Raw genomic sequence first — 16,630 nt, 5'->3', positions numbered from 1 at the left:
TCGCCGGGCTTTAACGAAGCTTCTTGTAAGGGCTGCCATGGTTCTCTAGCGTGGACGAATAAATCGCCACGCTAGATACCGGATGCGAGCAGCCACGATATGGATCACGCCACTCAGACCGTAAATCTCCGAATAGACGCACTGCGCAATACCTGGGCAGGGCCTTTCAGCATGTCGATTGATCGGGGAACATGCCTGACAGTCACTGGGGCATCGGGATCGGGGAAAAGCGTTTTTCTGCGCATGGTGGCGGACATGGATGCCGCCGAGGGCAAGGTCTTGCTTGGCGATGAGGATCGCACGACCATGCCTGCGCCGCAGTGGCGTCAAAAGGTGACGCTGGTGCCTGCGCAGGCGGGATGGTGGGCGCCAACGGTGGCTGAGCATTTTGAAGAAAAGAACAAAACCACCGCGACAGAGCTAGCTCGTCAGTTGCGATTGCCCGAAGACATTTTCAGCCGGCAGGTTCTGCGGCTATCGACCGGCGAACGGCAGCGGCTTGCTCTCATCCGGGCCTTGGTGGCAAAGCCCGCGGTACTCCTCCTTGACGAGCCCACCAGTTCGCTGGATCAGGAAAGCGTGGCCGCCGTGGAATCGCTTCTCGCCAGCGAGCTCGAACGTGGCCTCGTGCTGATCCTGGTAACACATGATCCTGCCCAAGCCGAGCGGCTGGGAAACCAGACCATGCATATCAAGGATGGCAAGGTACTGCCCGCATGAAAACCATCCTGCTACATCCAACGGATTTGTCGATTGCCGCATCACTGGTCATCGTCGACATTGCACTATCGATCTTTCTTCGTCTGGGTTTGCACAAGCAGATCGCGATAGCGGCCACTCGCATGGTCGTGCAACTCGTCATGATCGGTTACGTGCTGAAATTTGTCTTTGCCCTCAACAACCCGGCAGCAACCGGTCTCATCGTGATGATCATGGTTCTGGTCGCTGCGCGCGAAGTGGCAGCGCGGCCGGATCGGTCACTCGTCCACGGACAGAATTATCTGATTGGTCTGGTGAGCGTGGCGGGGGCCACAACGCTGGCCAGCGTTTTTGCACTGATTACAGCCATACGGCCCGACCCGTGGTTCGACCCGCATTACACTATTCCGCTCGTCGGTATCATTCTGGGCAGTGTGTTGAACGCGGGAAGCATTGCACTGGATGGCGTGCTTAGCGGCGTGGAAGCAGCACAGCCAGGTATCGAAGCACGCCTGATGCTCGGCCACCCCTACTGGTCTGCCATGGCTACCCTGATACGTGGCTCGATTCGCCGGGGCATGGTGCCGATCATCAACCAGATGTCTGCCGCCGGCATCATCACCCTGCCCGGCATCATGACCGGCCAGATCCTGGCAGGGCTCGATCCGGTTGAAGCCGTCAAATACCAGATCCTGCTGATGTTTCTCTTGTCAGGGGCCAGCGGCCTGGTCGCCGTGGCGGTCGCATATTCCGCCGCATGGCGTCTTACCGACGGACGCCAGCGCCTGCGGCTGGATCAGCTTCGCTAAACGCCGATGGCGCCGTGGAGAAGATCACGAGCCGTCACCGGCTGATCGTTCTGCTCGCTCTGTGATGCAGGTCAACCACTCAGTCCACACAAATTCGCCTATGTGTGTACGTGGCTAAGGCGGCCACGTACACCCAACTCTGCGGCGATGTAGCCAGATCTATCCCCATAATCTGGCAACGTATCTCTTAAGCTGCCGCATCCTTCAGTTTTTTCAGCGGACGCACTTTGACCTTGACCGATGCCGGCTTGGCGGCAAACCACTGTTCTTCCTTGGTAAAAGGATTAATACCTTTACGCTTGGCCTTCGCGGGAACCTGGATAGCCGAAATCTTCAGCAGGCCAGGTAATGTGAATGAGCCAACACCCTTCTTATGGACGGAGCCTGCAACCGCACCCTCGAGTGCAGCCAATACCGCGCGCACATCCTTCGCAATCACACCACTCGCTTCAACGATATGCGCGACGAGCGTCGTTTTGTTCAAAGCATCCTTGATGGGCTTGTGAGCGACGGATGCCGACTTGCCTTTGACGGCTGCTTTTGCGGGTGCGGCCTTTTTAGCTGTTGCCATGTCATTTCCTTTAGGTTCGGCGTTTCGATGAGCCACCTTTTATGCGGCTAACGCAATGTAGGACAACTTTGATCGATTTCCAAACTGATATTGCTCGCCGCAGAATTTTTCAGGCTCGCACTGGCAAGGTACGCACTTGCCTCCGGGGTATGGCATAGGTGCCTGGGAGATCCACCTTGTCTATCCGCTTAGCAAAATATCGGGCCCGGGCACGCTACCAATAAGTACACAAGACCGTTCAATGTGACCGGCCTGCCGACAAATTACGGCACAACAACATAAGCCATATAAATGATATTTTTCAATAATTTATGCTCATGATGCCGAGGAAGATCGTGGCTCTATTCAACAGACATCAGCGCGTTGGCGTGTTCTCAGGCAAGGCTGCTGATCCATTGGCCGCCGCCTCAATCTAGAGCGACGAAACCACGCTCGACACGCCATCACGTGATTTTCTTCGCTTCAATGGATGCTCAGCCTAAGGCTAATCGAGCATCCGGCATGATCTCTCTAGCCAAACCGGAACTCTGTCCCAGATCCCGGAACCTGGCCCTGCAGCATCCGCTTGGCGAGACCGAGCTGATGAAAAAGCTCGCTGCAACTCGGCTGTACCGCGTGGTATCACCAATATATCGTGGTGAACCACAATATTTCTGACTCTGAAACGTCTTCAGACGTATGTACCCGCCGATACCCCGAACCCAATGACAGACAAAGACAGCGCTATTGCTGCAACTGTCATGCGTGAACGCCTGAGGCTCGGTAATTTTATCCGGGGTCGCGTTCGCGATCAGGCAGAAACGGAAGATATCTTGCAGGACGTCTTTTACGAGTTTATCGAAGCGTACCGTCTTCCTGAGCCGATCGAGCATGTCAGCGCGTGGCTGTTTCGCGTGGCGCGCAATCGCATTGTCGATCATTTCCGGAAAAAGAAGGCACGCCCAATCAGCGAAACGAGCGACCTCGGCGGCGATGACAGCGAGCTGCGACTGGACCTCGCCCTTCCCTCGCCCGAAGCGGGCCCTGAAGCGGAATATGCGAGATCCACTCTGCTGAAGGCTTTGCAGCAGGCTCTCGATGAGCTGCCTGAGAACCAGAGAGAAGTTTTTGTTGCGCACGAATTTGAAGGAAACAGCTTCAAAGAAATCTCGGCTCGAACCGGCGTAACTCTCAATACGTTGCTCGCACGCAAACGCTATGCGGTGCTGCATCTGCGGGCGCGTTTGCAAACCGTATACGACGAACTTGAAATTTAAAAGGAGACAGACATGACGTTTAAATTCAGATTCCTGGGCAAGGCGGTACTCATCCTGGCGGCTATAGCTGTGCTTGGCTGGTTGGTCATGCTGCTATGGAACGCCGTTGTTCCGGCTGTGTTTGCAGGCAGTCACCCGGTCGACTATCTACATGCATTAGGACTGCTGATCCTCAGCCGCATTCTGTTTGGCGGCTTCCATGGACGCGGTGGACGGCGCGGACAACGCTGGGAAAAATGGCAAGCCATGACGGCGGACGAGAGAGAGCAGTTTCGTCAGAACATGCGGCGCGGTCGAAGCTGGGACAACCGGGAATGAGCGCGAAAGAGACGGCGACCTGCAGGCAGGAACCGGGCGTATTTGCTCCGATCGTCAACCTGAAGAAATGCGAGGGAAAGGCAGATTGCGTTCGGGTGTGCCCCGAGAATGTTTTTGAAATTCGACGGATCGACGACGAAGACTATCGAAGCCTCGGTACGCTGCACAAATTCAAACTTCGCGTGCACGGCATGAACGTCGCGTACGCGCTGAACGCTGATGCCTGCAGAGCCTGTGGCCTATGCGTCAGCGCGTGCCCCGAAGATGCCATTACCCTGACCCGGCTTCGAACAAACGCATGAACATTGCAGCCACATCCTCGCCACTGAAATTCTCCCGCTATCAGAAATTTGTCGTCGGGATACTGGCGTTCCTGCAGTTTGCCGTCATCCTCGATTTCATGCTGATGTCCCCACTGGGCGCGGTGATCATGCCTGCGCTCGCCATCGGCCCCAAACAGTTCGGGTTGGTCGTGTCGGCGTACGCATTCAGTGCTGGCTTGTCAGGCTTGTTGACGGCTGGCTTTGCCGACCGGTTCGACCGCAAGAAGATCCTGCTTTTCTTCTATATCGGCTTCATCGCGGGCACGCTATGGTGCGGGCTCGCCCAAACCTTCCAGGCGCTGCTGCTGGCGCGAATCGTGACGGGCTTGTTCGGTGGCGTCATCGGCTCGGTCGTGCTCGCCATTGCCACCGACTTGTTCCCGCTGCAAATACGCGGTCGCGTGATGGGCCTGATCCAGACTGCTTTCGCCGCCAGTCAGGTGCTGGGTATTCCGATCGGCCTGTATTTATCCAACCGATGGAATTGGCACGTGCCGTTCCTGGCAATGGCCGCTCTTGGCGTACTCGGTGGCTTGATCGTGAGTTGGCGCATGCAACCCGTAGCAGACCACCTCGGCTTGCCCCAGGAGCACAGCCCATGGATGCATCTGCTTCATACGGTGAACCAGCCGCGCTACCTGGCCGCCTTCGCGACGACGGCGCTTGTGACGACTGGCGGATTCATGTTGATGCCATTTGGCAGCGCCTATGTTGTAAATAATCTGGGTATCAACCTGCATAGCCTTCCAATGGTCTATCTGGTGACCGGCTTGTGCACCATCTTCTTCGGTCCCCTGATCGGAAAAGCCGCCGATGCGTTTGGCAAGTTCCGCGTGTTCACGCTCGGCACAGCACTGTCTATCGTTATGGTGTTGGTTTATACGCACCTCAAAGTGATCTCTTTGCCCATGCTCATCGTGATCAATGCCGTCATGTTCGTCGGGATCTTTTCGCGCATGATTCCGTTTCAGGCGCTCATGTCCGCGATGCCAGCGAATACACAGCGCGGCTCATTCAACGCCATCGGCGCCTCTGTGCAGCAACTGTCCGGCGGACTAGCTTCCGTTGTCGCGGGCCACATCGTCACGCTCGGCACCGATGGCAAGCTCCAACATTTCGACACGATCGGCTACGTTGTCGTCGGCACGTCGCTGGTCGCGTTCGTACTGCTTTGGCAACTTCAACGCGGCATTGGAAATCGGCTGTCGCCGCAAAGGGTGGCGGCCTTGATTGCCGAACCGCCTGTCAACAAATCAGGATCTTGAATTGTCCAACGCTCTCTTTTTGAGCGTGCCTTCGCACGGCCACGTCAACCCGACGATTGGGTTGGTCAGTGAACTAGTTAAGCAAGAAGAGAAAGTCACCTATTTCTTTTCTCTTGCGTTCAAAGACAAGATCGAAAAAGCCGGCGCTCCGGTGCTATCAAGAAGATCTGGACATGTTCAAGGCTCCGCGGCAACCGGCTTCAGCAGAGCAAACGCCCCCTATTTCAAGCCCAGTTTTGTGTTACGGCGCGCCAGTTGGAACGCTTTGTTCTTTGCTAGGTAAGTCGGTTGAAGGCGTTTTGTATTGACCCACTTGCTGAATTCCTGGGTCATTTCCCTGCGGGCTTCATAGGCATCCCCTGCTTTGGCCATCCAATTGAGCAGGCGCTGATTGGCTTGCGTCTGGGTGGGAGGAAATCCGTGACCATAGGCCTCCGGGTGCCATTGGATGCCCATGACCGGAGCGCCGTGCCTGCTCTCGAATGCTTCAACACTTTGCTGGTGATAGTCACCTGTTTTCTTGAGGTATGGAGGATCCAGGGCAGTTGATCCGCGTGCACTTACCTTCAGCAAGGGTTCTTTCCGCGCGCCGACTTTCGGAACTCCCTTGAGTCGGCCGGGAGCGCTTTCTTCCGCTACGGCCCAATGAGCGGAATTGACCTTGGCTGGCGTACTACCGCTATCGTCGCGAAAAGCGCTGGACAACATGGTCCGCGGAACCACACTTAGACCATGTTCCGAAGCAACCTTGGCGACCGTCCCTTTTGATGTCAGGTAAGGCATCTTCCGGGTCTGGTGTGTCTTCGGCTTTACCCCTCGGGTGCTGCCACCAAAGGACTCCAGCACTTGCCAAGAGCCACCACAAATACCCAGAACGGGGCGCCCCGTGAGCTGAGCATGCTTGAGAAGGTCTTTCTCATGCCCGGTACGCCGCTGGTGGCGCTTTTGCGCATCCTCGCTGGTGGGAATGTGAGCTGTGTTGCGCGGTGTCTCCGACAGCAGACCGTAATTGCCGCCGGCAATAAACAATAACCCCTGGCCAAAACCGCTCCCGCTATCAGGCCGCGCTCCTGGCAAATCCCCGGTGAACTGCTTGGCGGTGATATGGCCGGGCGCCTGCAGTGTCGGCGTCACTTCCCGATGATGACTGATTTCCGTCGTACGGCCGGTAGTCGTGCGCATGGTGTAGTGATCCCAGAAAGCGCCCGACCCGCGAGCATCCTCGCGATGCGAAATGGTTATGGGGTGGCGCTTGATGGGATTCTGCGCTCGCAAGCTCTGGGAAATACGGCTGCTGAGTTCCTGGCGATCACGCACCGGGCGGACCGACATATGGGTATCACCTCCCTGGTACTTGAAGCCCGGTGTGCCATAAGGACCCGCTACGATCCCCCCGCGTCGCAATATGTGTGTCTCGGTGACAGGCTCCGCCGGCTTAGGTCTTGTTGGTACAACAAATCCCCTCGGTGTGCCTTTGACGAATTTCGTTTCACCTTGCTTCGGATTCTCGAATTTACGATGACCCATAGCTCCAGCCCCTGCTCAAGTTGGCAACGCAACACACTTGAAATGTGCTCCGATTTTCCCGTGACTTCAAATCCTTTGTAGCTGCCATCTGGCATCTGCCAACGTAGGAATGGCCTAAAGGAGCAAACGATGAACGGACATCTGGCACGCGCGCTGATTGCATCCAGCTTTACCGCGCGCTTTGGTCTGGGGTTCTCTCAACAAACCAACGCGGCTGACTACAAGCCCGTCACTAAAACATGTGGAGCAGCGACAGCGATCCTTCAGTGCAAAACGGGGAGCTGTGATTGCACGCAAACCACCCTTCAGCTCAAGACGGCAGACGGTAAAACCGTGCCACTGGAAAAGCCCGAGGACTTGGAAAAGCAATACACGGCCGTGGGGCTAGTGTGCGGACCAAGCGTCCTACCTGAAGGTGGGAACTGACGCGCGGTTGTGAGTATTGCGAGTGGGTCGCCCTGCATGACACCAAAGACACGCGCCTCACGCACAACGACCCCGCCAACTTCTTCGATGAGACAAGAGGCACTGATGACAACAAATATCCCAACAGCAAAGAATTTACCGCCCTGGCCAAGAAACTCGGTTTGCCCAAAACGAAATTTCACTACCTGCTACCTGCAAGTCGGTAACATCTTTTCCCCTCGGACTAGGGACTAGCAACGACTTTACCCAAGTTGGGCTTTCAATTCGTCAGCGGCTGCCTTGAGGATTTCGCGGGACAGCTTTTCGTCATTGACCGCACGAGCTATAGATATAGCACCGACCAACGAGGACAACGCACCGATAGCTTTCATTCGTTTTGACCTCTGCTTATCCGCTGATATCAGCTTGGTGAGCAGTTCCAAGTAAGCGTTGACCTGGTGTGTATATGCACTCCGAACACGGTCATTGCTGCGGGCCACGTCGCCCGCTAGCGTCGCGACAGCACAGCTCGTTGCCAGATTATCGCGATGCGCCGCACTGAGGTAAGCGTCCACTAAGGTAGTCAAGGGTGGCTGCCTGCTGTTCACAAGCGCGCCAACAACACGTTGACCGCCGTCATGCAGCGCACACTCGATGGCTTCGAGTACCAGTTCGTCGCGTGAGGCGAAGTGCCGGTAGAAGCCACCATGGGTCAGGCCAGCATCCTTCATGAGGTCGGCCACCCCGATACCGTCTACACCGTTTTCGCGATAACGGGCAGCTGCCGTCCTTACGATGCGATCGTGGCTGTCGGCTTTGTCTGCCTTTGAATGGCCCATTCGAAAATCCCAGCAAGCAACTTGACAATATGGATTGTATTCATCATCCTCATTAATGTGGATGATGATCATCATTCAGAATGTTACGTCTGCACAAAGAGAACGAATCCCGCGGGGAATATGGATGATTTCATCATCCTTAACTTTAGGAGAATGAAGATGCCGATGATCGACGTTTACGCTGCTGCCGACCTGTTTCCAGCCGGTATCGATCGCCAGCTTGGTGAGGAACTTACTCTGGCGGTGCTGCGCGCAGAAGGAGTAATCAGCCCTGGTCCCTTCCATGCCAACAACACCGCCGTCTATATCCATCGCATGGATCAATTCACAGTACAGACGGCTGCCACGGCGCAAGCGCGCACGGTTCGCGTTCAGATCATCACGCCACCCGGTGCACTGAGTCGTGATGGTCAAAAGCAGATCGTCAAGGAGGCTACTGAAATCGTTACGCGAATTTCTCGCGACGCGACTCAAGCGCAACGTACCTGGGTACTACTGACCGAAGCTGCCGAAGGTGGCTGGGGAATGTCAGGGACGGCCTTTGGCCGTGAGGAATTTGCTGCATTGCCGCTAAAGCACGCGTAGCAGGATGATCAACTCGCACGGTGTCCGAGATGTGGCACCCTCGTTTGGAGGGTGATCCTGCCCATCGCTGGCTTCGACAATTAGTGCTGACCGCTTGCCCTAATCGGTTGCCGCTCTGATCGAAACGCCGGAACAAAGAGACCCACTCACTCTGGCCCGGGTAGTTTCCAGATCAGTGGGCGCAGGTCAAAAACCTAACGCCCCCTTTCCTTTAAGGTTGCAAAGACGGATGGAATATTTCCCATGCGATCTATGGCCCCGCCGCAGTCAAGCCATACTTGGTGGCACGCGCCTCTATTTCCGGATTAAGCGCGCGGGCGGCGACCAGATCGGCATTGCCCGCGTCGGTCTGGCCACTGCGAATTTTTGCTAGGCCTAGACCATAGCGCGACCACGCAGACTGGGGGCTTTGCGCGACGGCCTGCTCGTGGGCCTTGATCGATTCGGGATAATGTTCCAGCCGTAACTGCACCATGCCGAGACTGTCGAGGTAAGCCGGCTTTTCGCCATCGCGCTTGATCGCCTTGCGACAATCGCTCAAGGCATCGTCGAGCATCTGATTGGTCAGGGCGCGCACCCAACAGCGCTCGTTGAGCGCTGAGCCGAGCATGGCGTCATTCGTATGCAAACGAATCCAATCGTCGAGTAAGGGTAGCGCCGCGATAGGTTGATCGAGTTGGACATATAGATGGGCAATCGAGCGCGCCTGTGTCGATCCGGCAGGCACCAAGGCGCCTGCTGCATTCACGTCGGCTGCCGCACCCGTGTGGTCCTTGTGCGCAAAGCGAAGTTCGGCGCGCATCAGCAAAGCATCGACGTTCTTCGGATCCAGGCTCAAGGACTTGTCCAGATCGGTGAGCGCGGCATCGGGCTGTTTGTCCGCCTCATGTGCTCTCGCACGGGCGACATAGTAAGCGGCTTGATCGGGCGCCATACGGATCGCCTCGTCCAGATCGGCTACGGCAGCTTTCGGTTCGCCGCGAGACAGGTGCGCTTCGCCCCGCAGCGCGTAATCAGGCGCAGCCGTGGGTGCTGCGCCGTTGTCGTCCATAGCAGTGCCGACATCGGGCGTGTCATTGCCGTTCGGTGCTTTGGCCAAGGTAAACACGCGCCCACCGTTATAGGTGAAATAAGCTTTCTCCTTGCTGTTGGCAATGAACATATGATGGGCGAGGAGAAAATCCACGCCGAGCAACATGTCGGTTTTGTCTCCAATTCTTCCGTCAATAACCTGCATCTGGCTGTGCTGGATGGTTTCCGTGCCGACCGAGAACGAATCAATGTTCACAGTCCATGTCTTGACCGGCTTGGCGCCAATGCCGATGCTGATACTGCCTGCCTTGATATCTGGCGCATTGAGGTCAATGCCGGCTCGCTCGGCCGCGTCACGACTTAGTACGGTGGCAAATGCCCCCGAATCGAGCACTGCTCGCACCTTCTTGCCATTTATCGTCACACTGAGAAAAGTGCGTCGATCGAACGGGTTGTCCGCCGGTTCGATATCGGCGACGTTGTACTTGCCATCCTTTGCCCAATACGCCAGCGATGCTTTATCGCAGTGGTCCGCTTTGAACAGCGTCAATTTGCCTTGTGCAAGATCAATTTCCAGATCGAACAAATCGAGCAGGTTGGCGCCAAGCAATCCATCGCCTGCATCAGTACCGCCGACGATGAAATCAACATTTTTTAGCGTCGTATCGAGGATGCCAAATTCCTTGACGTGCGTTTGCTGGACATTCGCATCGCCTCCAACGCCGCTGATGCGAAAACCAAATGGCGCAGGTTGCAGCTTAAGTCCCAGCGACGACGCGTTTGCACTCGACATGGTGTTGTAGAAAGCCCCAGTATCGAGAATGAAGCGCGTATTGTTCCCATTGATCTTCACCATGGTCGTGGCTCGACTGCCGACCATTTCCACCGGCAAAGTACCGTAATCCTTCAACTGGCAGCCGTCCGCCCAAGCTTGGCTTGCGAGCAAAGCGCTGACGCCCAGGCAGCCCAAACGCAATACCCCTATCACCATCGCCCCCTTGTATGTCATGGCCGCAAAATGCAGGCCTAGTAGTCGAGCGCCGGTTTGCATCGGCACTCCAAGCATGATGGCGAAAACTCTGAAAACGCTCAAGGAATGATTTGGCGGTGATGGGTGGGCGTCGCTGGCTCTCACCTTTCTTTTCCGATTCAAAATTTATTGATAGGAATTTTTCTAGGTAGGTTTTTATCACGCTTTGACGTCTTTAAAGGGGACGCCAAGGAAGTCGACATCTACCGAAGGAAAAAGGCGTCCACGAAGTTCCACACAGCCGTATACACATCCGTTTCGAATTCAATAAATCAGGGCATACCCAAGGGACAATCCATACAAAGATGTAAGGCACACAAAGATGTAAGGCACACAAAGATTAGTTCTTTTCAATGCGCTGTCTATTGGAAAAACCAAAAATTCCCGTTAGAGGAGAAGCTGTTTGCGGGAAGCGGGATAACCTACCTATCGGAGAGATAAAATGCACTCGGAAAAAATAATGTTCCATATGCGTCGCATGATTCTTGCCACAGCGATCCTTGGTTTATTGGGCGCCGTCGGTGTCTCGCCTTCTGTCGCGGCGCAGGAAACGAATGATGTGGCGGCCCAAGCGCAAAAAGAAGCCTTGGATACTTGGCACAAGTCTCTTAAACAGACTCCGCCGCCGACAGAAGGGTGTTTTCACACAACGTATCCGAGCGTGATTTGGGAGAAGGAGGCCTGCGTTCCGGTAGCGGCGCATCGAGTGGTATTACCGCCGCGGTTCGCTAAACCGGCTAAGCACATCCAGGCTGAGAGCGCCCCGGTAGCGACGGATACTGTCGGTGATGGCAATGACTATAACGCTACAACTTCTAGCCTGACGACCTCAGCAACAGGAAGCTTTCCCAGCGTGAAGGGCGTCACGGCGAAGGGCAATTACACGCTGCAGCTGAATACCACTATTGGGTCCTCGTCCGCTTGCAACGCGACGTACGGCTACTCCAGTTGTTCGACTTGGGAGCAATTCATCTACGGAACGACGGGCGAGGACGTATCCGGCACTCCGCCACAAGCTTATATCCAGAATTGGATATTTCTTTCCGATGATGATTACTCTTCCATTGGATGTCCGAGCGGATGGGGTAGCTATGACCCACAAGATGCCTGCTACGAAGATAGCGCTGCTGTAAACACAGCCAACGTTGCATTGGCAAACCTTGGTAGCGTAAAGCTCTCAGGGTCGGCTTCGACGAAGGGCAACGACACCGTGATCTTTACCTACGGTACCACTGCCAAGTCGGTGAGCCAGAGTGGCCGCACAGTCAGCATCGGGTCCATTTGGAAACAATCGGAGTTCAATGTCGTTGGTAACGGCGGTGGCTCAGGACTTTCCTTCAATAAGGGATCATCGCTCACGGTGAACATTCAAGTGGCTGACGGTACGACGACTGCACCAACGTGCGCTGGCCCGACCAATGGAGGCACCACGGGAGAAACCAACAATCTGACGCTGGGTAAATGTACCGCCAAGGCTGGAACGGCTGCCAAGGGCACCACGGCAGCGACGAATCCCTCCATTCAATTTACCGAATCGAACTGAGAACGCGCAATTACTGATCGTTGAAGTAGACCGAGCGTGGGCGCCGAGGGAAATTTTTCCTCGGCGTTTTTAAGACTTGCCTTTCTTGCGAATTCCGGCGAATACGGGCCAGCGCTTCATCACACCAGGTTTGCTCGGCACTGTCGGTGGCCAAGGCTAGCGACGGAGACGTTCGCGCAAATAAGCGCAAACCAAACCATTGAGTTCGACCTTCAACTCAGGGGAGTCGAGCTTGCCATGGCGTGCAGCCGTATGCACCACGCCCTCCACCGCTGCAGCAAGTACTAGAGCAGCTATGTCGCCACCCGAAGAATCCGCCTGTTTCGAGCAGTCCTCGATCAACGCCTGGTAGCGACGCAAATATTCCGCCTCGAATGTCTCGAAGCTGGATCGCGCCGCAAGAGGAACTTCATCGAGCAGCACGCGATGCAACTTCGGGTTGGTTGAATGAATGGCGATAACGCCTTCGACCAGCTTCGCCACCCTTCGCGCAAGCGACATGGCACTGTCGCGACTGTCAGGGTCGGGCAACACCGAGAGCACCATGGCGAGGTGACGCTGACGAATCGCTTCAGCGAGCGCCAGCTTGCTGGGAAAATATTGATACAACGAGCCCACGCTTACGCCAGCCACTCGCGCAACTTCGTTGGTTGTGAATTTTGCCCAGCCGAGCTTCGCGAGAACGCGAGTTGCCGCTTCAACGATGACGTCCACGGTGTCCCGCGAACGCTGCTGCTTAGGCGTTCTTCGAATGGTCCCCTTTTGTGTATTACGGGCGGTCCCGTACAGCGCTCCACCATAGGGCGAAAATAATAAACGTAGTAAATGCCACAGCGTGAGCAGTGAGCAACGTAAGTGAAAGCCGCCCCAACCGCTTTAACTTAGGATCTGAAAGATCATTGAAGCGCTTCCCTTTGAGGTAGGCCATCTTTGAGGGAAGAATTGGGCCATATCGTGTCAACAGAGGCGGGCGCGGAAAGGAAATAGCGAGCTCGGGATGTTGTGCGATGAGCCGCTGAAAGAAGCGCTCCGAAACTATCCAAGTGGCAAAGGTCAAGCCAGCTACCGAGACACCAGCGACGATTGCCAAAACAGCTGCGAGATTGAATGGCATAGGGCCCTAACGCCTAAGCTCAGCGGCGGCCCGTCAGGGACGTCAGCTGCAGTGAATTGTTAGCGAACAAGATTGGACAAGTGAGATGCTGCTCACCAAAGAACCATCCGCTATAGGGACTGTGCAAATCTCAACCTTGTTCGCACCCTTCGTAAAGTAGCCGCAACTGCTATCTGTGCGGATGTTCGTCGCAATTTCCGGTTCGTCAGGACCAACGCAGACATTATCAAGAGAGCATTTCGCTGCCACTGGTTTCCAGCTCGCAGCAACGAAGCGGGATCGCGCCAGCTTGTTCGCCGATGCGGACCGGCGGTGTAATTGCGTACGGGTCAATCGCGACGCTTGTGGGCGACGCAGCGGGGCAGCCTGCAAGAACAAGACAACTGACCAATATGGTCGGTGATACTCGCATGAAGCCCCCTGTTTGCTAACGCTGGAGTTAAGCGGCGCCGGAGGCGTCCGCCTTGAACGAATTGTTAGGGAGCATGCTACTAAGGACCATCAGTTGCGGGGAAGAGAACGAACAAGCAACACAAATAGAAAACAAGCCACAACGCCAAGAACCATAACGTGAAGCTTGGCGCGCGACGGCGGAAGACAAAATACACAGGACCTGCCAATAGCGAAAACAGAAATACGTTTAGAGTAGCGACAATTGGCCAGAGTATTTGGTGGTTTTGATCTGCAAACATGCCCGAAGTTACGGAAGCAAGTAGACCCCAAGCCCCGAGACCAACGATTTGCGAAAGCACGGTGCCATAACCCGTGAGGTACGGCATTGCGGAAGTGCTAAGTGCTACAGCGAAGAGACAAAACAGCAAAGTGCCTGTCGCGGTTTTGGTATGAGCTGGAAAGTTTTTTCTCATGCTGCCTAACGCTGGAGTTAAGCGGCGGCGAAGCCGTCCGCCTTGAACGAAATGTTAGGGCCTCTCGGGGCTGATTGGCCAAGCATCTGCTAGTGAGGGACGATGTTTCGGGCCTTGCCATGGATTCTTGCATTTGTAGAAAAGGTAAACAGCTACAAATGTGCCTAACGGGAATGCAAATACGTATAAAACCGCGATGACAATGCTCCAAGCGCGGGCCCAAGGCCTTGCGTTCGATGCCCCAATTGCAAGCGCTGTGTGACCGCCGATTAGAAGGGCAAGCAACATGCCCAAGAAGACCCATTGTCCGGCAGTACGGTGGATCGGCGAGAAGAATAAATCGATTAGCAAACCGAGCGAAGCCATGCCATAAAAAAAGATACAAATACGATGCGCCGTTGAAACGCTAGAGTAGTCGTTCATTGAATTTCCCCCGTCGCCCTAACGCTGGAGTTAAGCGGCGGCGTCCGCCTTGAACGAGTTGTTAGGCCTGCCAGCAAGGCTAGCCCTTTTACACAAGCTTATCGGAGATGCTGATGTTGCAAAGCTTGAGCTTAAAGTTTGCGTAAGCGTCCTCCAACTCTGGGTACGCGGACAATTCCCCGTCTGCCGATAAGTACCCGAACGGTATTTCGTGCCACTCCATAGGAGAATTTATCTCCTCTGCCTTGACCCGAGCAATGACTGAGTCCATCCCTCGTAGCATCGTTTCCGCCAGAGGCACGGTTACGGACATTTGTCTTGCGACTCGCTCAAAATTTTCGGCTGCTTGTCTTAGTTCGCCTTGGTCCATATGGGGCCTAACTACCTAATATACGGACCCGTGGGTCCGGTTATACATCTCTGATCACGTTCGGAAGTCCCGACGCAAGGCCCTGATTCACTTCGAGCTTATCTGTGCTGGGTCCGGCTAACAACCGGACGTATAACCGGATCACGTGGACTGACGTTGCGGCTTAATCTCACCCCATTTCGACCACATGGAACGACCGACATGGGGTGAACTTCTCGCAGCACCTCTCCCTGCTCCACGCCTTATGGATCAGGTCACCGGGCTGCGTTCACGACGATCGAAGTCACGGTACTGGCCAACATGTCCAAGTCGGGCTGGCACCTAGGCCCTGAATCCTCTTAAAGGTGTTGGAGTAAGGATTCCGCTCCATCTTCAGCATGCCACTGATCGAACCATACGACGTCGCGAAGTGGCATGCGCGGAAGCCAGCCGGCCGTTTCCAACTCTGGCTTTTTGAGGAAGTGAGTGACGTAGCCGACGCAGAGGTAAGCAATGGGAACAATGGAATTCGGAATACCCAATGCTTCGCGCAAGTGTTGCGGACCCACGATGCTGACCCAGCCCAGGCCGATGTTTTCTGCCCGCGTCGCCAACCACAAGTTTTGTACCGCGCAGACCGCGCTATAAAGATCCATCTCCGGCTGGTGCGTGCGACCAAGAACGACGGGGCCGGAGCGAGTTCTGTCGCAGGTCACGCAGATGCCCACCGGTGCATCGAGAATGCCCGCCAACTTGAGTGACTGATACGTCTGTCGGCGTTCGTCGCTGAACATTGAGGCCGCTTCCGCGTTCGCGATCTGGAAAGCATCGTGGACACGGCGTTTTACACTGGCATCCCGCACGACGATGAAATCCCAGGGCTGCATGAAACCCACCGATGGGGCGTGGTGAGCGGCGCGCAGAATGCGGGCCAGCACGTCCTCGGGAACGGAGTCGGGGAGAAACTGAGAGCGAACGTCGCGCCGATTGAAGATGCACTTGTATACGGCATCTCGCTCCACATCCGAAAAAGTAGCATCGGCCTCATTGCCAACATTGACTGTGCTCATCCTCAACCACCTCGGACCTAAATCGTTGAGCGCATGGTATCGGGTAGCATGAGCACATGCTGATCTCGGACTTGAAACATGGCCCATCCGAAACGGTGGTTGCCGAGTTGCGTGACTATCCGGAGTGGCATCGGCACCGGCAACGATATGGCGTTTGGATCATTCCCGTGAACGATTCGGTGTTACTGGAATACATCGAAACCGCACGACGGCGGCTTGCTGACCTGCTGCATCCATCCCAGCAGCGCCAACCGCATCTGACCCTGTTCGTCTGCGGTTTCGAGCAACAATTACGCGTTGCGCATGATGACTTCTCACCCACGCAACTGCACGATCAAATCGAGTCACTGCAGGGCTTGCGTAGCGCCGCATGTTCGCTTCCACTGGGCGCGCCCGACAGCTTCGCCAGTGCCGTCTTCATTCCCGTGATGGATCCATCCGGGCAACTGACCCGGTGGCGCTGCGCCTTGGAAGTGGCGGCGAAAGAAGTTCGGCAGGCCACGTACGCGCCGCATGTCACCTTGGGGCTATATAAACGGCGGAGGAAGTTCGCCAGCGACTGTGTGAGATCGATGCGCCGTCGACGTCGCTGCGAATAAACCAGCT

The 16,630-nt window shown here is 55.6% G+C and carries 17 protein-coding genes; 10 read left to right on the top strand and 7 right to left on the bottom strand.

What is annotated here, in order from left to right:
* The first annotated feature begins 99 nt into the window (after positions 1-99).
* On the top strand, positions 100-720 hold the full coding sequence (locus HDE80_RS07550) for an ABC transporter ATP-binding protein (protein ID WP_184669445.1): 621 nt from the start codon (positions 100-102) through the stop codon (positions 718-720).
* Entirely contained in the window at positions 717-1,508 is a 792-nt protein-coding gene (fetB, locus tag HDE80_RS07545) for an iron export ABC transporter permease subunit FetB (RefSeq protein ID WP_184669443.1), read from the top strand. The genes HDE80_RS07550 and fetB overlap by 4 nt, the downstream gene beginning before the upstream one ends.
* A gap of 187 nt (positions 1,509-1,695) precedes the next feature.
* Here fetB and HDE80_RS07540 read toward each other — a convergent pair whose 3' ends face one another.
* On the bottom strand, positions 1,696-2,079 hold the full coding sequence (locus HDE80_RS07540; protein WP_184602338.1) for an HU family DNA-binding protein: 384 nt from the start codon (positions 2,077-2,079) through the stop codon (positions 1,696-1,698).
* Between the two features lie 704 nt (positions 2,080-2,783).
* Here HDE80_RS07540 and HDE80_RS07535 point away from each other — a divergent pair.
* The 4 genes from HDE80_RS07535 to HDE80_RS07520 are packed head-to-tail and all read left to right on the top strand — an operon-like array spanning position 2,784 to position 5,241.
* Positions 2,784-3,335 carry a sigma-70 family RNA polymerase sigma factor gene (locus HDE80_RS07535; RefSeq protein ID WP_184669441.1) on the top strand — a complete coding sequence of 184 codons (552 nt, stop codon included), beginning with the start codon at positions 2,784-2,786 and terminating at the stop codon, positions 3,333-3,335.
* A 12-nt stretch (positions 3,336-3,347) separates the two neighbouring features.
* The gene (locus HDE80_RS07530) at positions 3,348-3,653 is read left to right on the top strand and encodes a hypothetical protein (RefSeq protein ID WP_184669439.1); all 306 of its coding nucleotides are present in this window, start codon (positions 3,348-3,350) and stop codon (positions 3,651-3,653) included.
* Positions 3,650-3,955: a 4Fe-4S dicluster domain-containing protein gene (locus HDE80_RS07525; RefSeq protein WP_184669437.1), complete on the top strand. Its 306-nt coding sequence runs from the start codon at positions 3,650-3,652 to the stop codon at positions 3,953-3,955. Before HDE80_RS07530 ends, HDE80_RS07525 begins: the two co-directional genes overlap by 4 nt.
* Positions 3,952-5,241 (top strand): MFS transporter, encoded by a 1,290-nt coding sequence (locus HDE80_RS07520; protein WP_184669435.1) that lies wholly within the window; start codon positions 3,952-3,954, stop codon positions 5,239-5,241. The genes HDE80_RS07525 and HDE80_RS07520 overlap by 4 nt, the downstream gene beginning before the upstream one ends.
* Before the next feature lie 219 nt (positions 5,242-5,460).
* Here the strand turns inward: HDE80_RS07520 and HDE80_RS07515 are convergent, their stop codons facing one another.
* A complete protein-coding gene (locus tag HDE80_RS07515; protein ID WP_184669433.1) occupies positions 5,461-6,768 on the bottom strand; it encodes a gamma-glutamyl-gamma-aminobutyrate hydrolase family protein in 1,308 nt (435 codons plus the stop codon).
* Positions 6,769-6,897: 129 nt separating this feature from the next.
* Between HDE80_RS07515 and HDE80_RS07510 the strand changes: the two genes are divergently transcribed.
* Positions 6,898-7,194, top strand: coding sequence for a hypothetical protein (locus HDE80_RS07510; RefSeq protein WP_184669431.1), 297 nt, complete (start codon positions 6,898-6,900; stop codon positions 7,192-7,194).
* A 242-nt stretch (positions 7,195-7,436) separates the two neighbouring features.
* Here HDE80_RS07510 and HDE80_RS07505 read toward each other — a convergent pair whose 3' ends face one another.
* Positions 7,437-8,087 (bottom strand): TetR/AcrR family transcriptional regulator, encoded by a 651-nt coding sequence (locus tag HDE80_RS07505; RefSeq protein ID WP_221437467.1) that lies wholly within the window; start codon positions 8,085-8,087, stop codon positions 7,437-7,439.
* Between the two features lie 45 nt (positions 8,088-8,132).
* Between HDE80_RS07505 and HDE80_RS07500 the strand changes: the two genes are divergently transcribed.
* Positions 8,133-8,597 (top strand): tautomerase family protein, encoded by a 465-nt coding sequence (locus HDE80_RS07500; protein WP_184669429.1) that lies wholly within the window; start codon positions 8,133-8,135, stop codon positions 8,595-8,597.
* A gap of 250 nt (positions 8,598-8,847) precedes the next feature.
* On the opposite strand, the gene HDE80_RS07495 is transcribed toward HDE80_RS07500, so the two are convergent.
* A complete protein-coding gene (locus HDE80_RS07495) occupies positions 8,848-10,680 on the bottom strand; it encodes an aspartyl protease family protein (RefSeq protein ID WP_255483628.1) in 1,833 nt (610 codons plus the stop codon).
* Between the two features lie 421 nt (positions 10,681-11,101).
* On the opposite strand from HDE80_RS07495, the gene HDE80_RS07490 reads away from it, so the two are divergent.
* A complete protein-coding gene (locus HDE80_RS07490) occupies positions 11,102-12,202 on the top strand; it encodes a hypothetical protein (protein ID WP_184669427.1) in 1,101 nt (366 codons plus the stop codon).
* 156 nt (positions 12,203-12,358) lie between these two features.
* On the opposite strand, the gene HDE80_RS07485 is transcribed toward HDE80_RS07490, so the two are convergent.
* The 3 genes from HDE80_RS07485 to bluB form a co-directional block, all read right to left on the bottom strand.
* Positions 12,359-12,916 carry a TetR/AcrR family transcriptional regulator gene (locus tag HDE80_RS07485; protein ID WP_221437466.1) on the bottom strand — a complete coding sequence of 186 codons (558 nt, stop codon included), beginning with the start codon at positions 12,914-12,916 and terminating at the stop codon, positions 12,359-12,361.
* Between the two features lie 1,320 nt (positions 12,917-14,236).
* A complete protein-coding gene (locus tag HDE80_RS07480; protein ID WP_184669425.1) occupies positions 14,237-14,605 on the bottom strand; it encodes a hypothetical protein in 369 nt (122 codons plus the stop codon).
* A gap of 708 nt (positions 14,606-15,313) precedes the next feature.
* Positions 15,314-16,024, bottom strand: coding sequence for a 5,6-dimethylbenzimidazole synthase (gene bluB / locus HDE80_RS07475; RefSeq protein WP_184669423.1), 711 nt, complete (start codon positions 16,022-16,024; stop codon positions 15,314-15,316).
* A 56-nt stretch (positions 16,025-16,080) separates the two neighbouring features.
* Here bluB and HDE80_RS07470 point away from each other — a divergent pair, with 56 nt between their 5' ends.
* Positions 16,081-16,623, top strand: coding sequence for a 2'-5' RNA ligase family protein (locus tag HDE80_RS07470; protein WP_184669414.1), 543 nt, complete (start codon positions 16,081-16,083; stop codon positions 16,621-16,623).
* Positions 16,624-16,630 lie beyond the last annotated feature (7 nt).

The sequence above is a fragment of the Rhodanobacter sp. A1T4 genome (genome assembly GCF_014207185.1).
GTDB lineage: Bacteria > Pseudomonadota > Gammaproteobacteria > Xanthomonadales > Rhodanobacteraceae > Rhodanobacter.
This window is presented reverse-complemented; position numbering and strand designations above follow the sequence as displayed.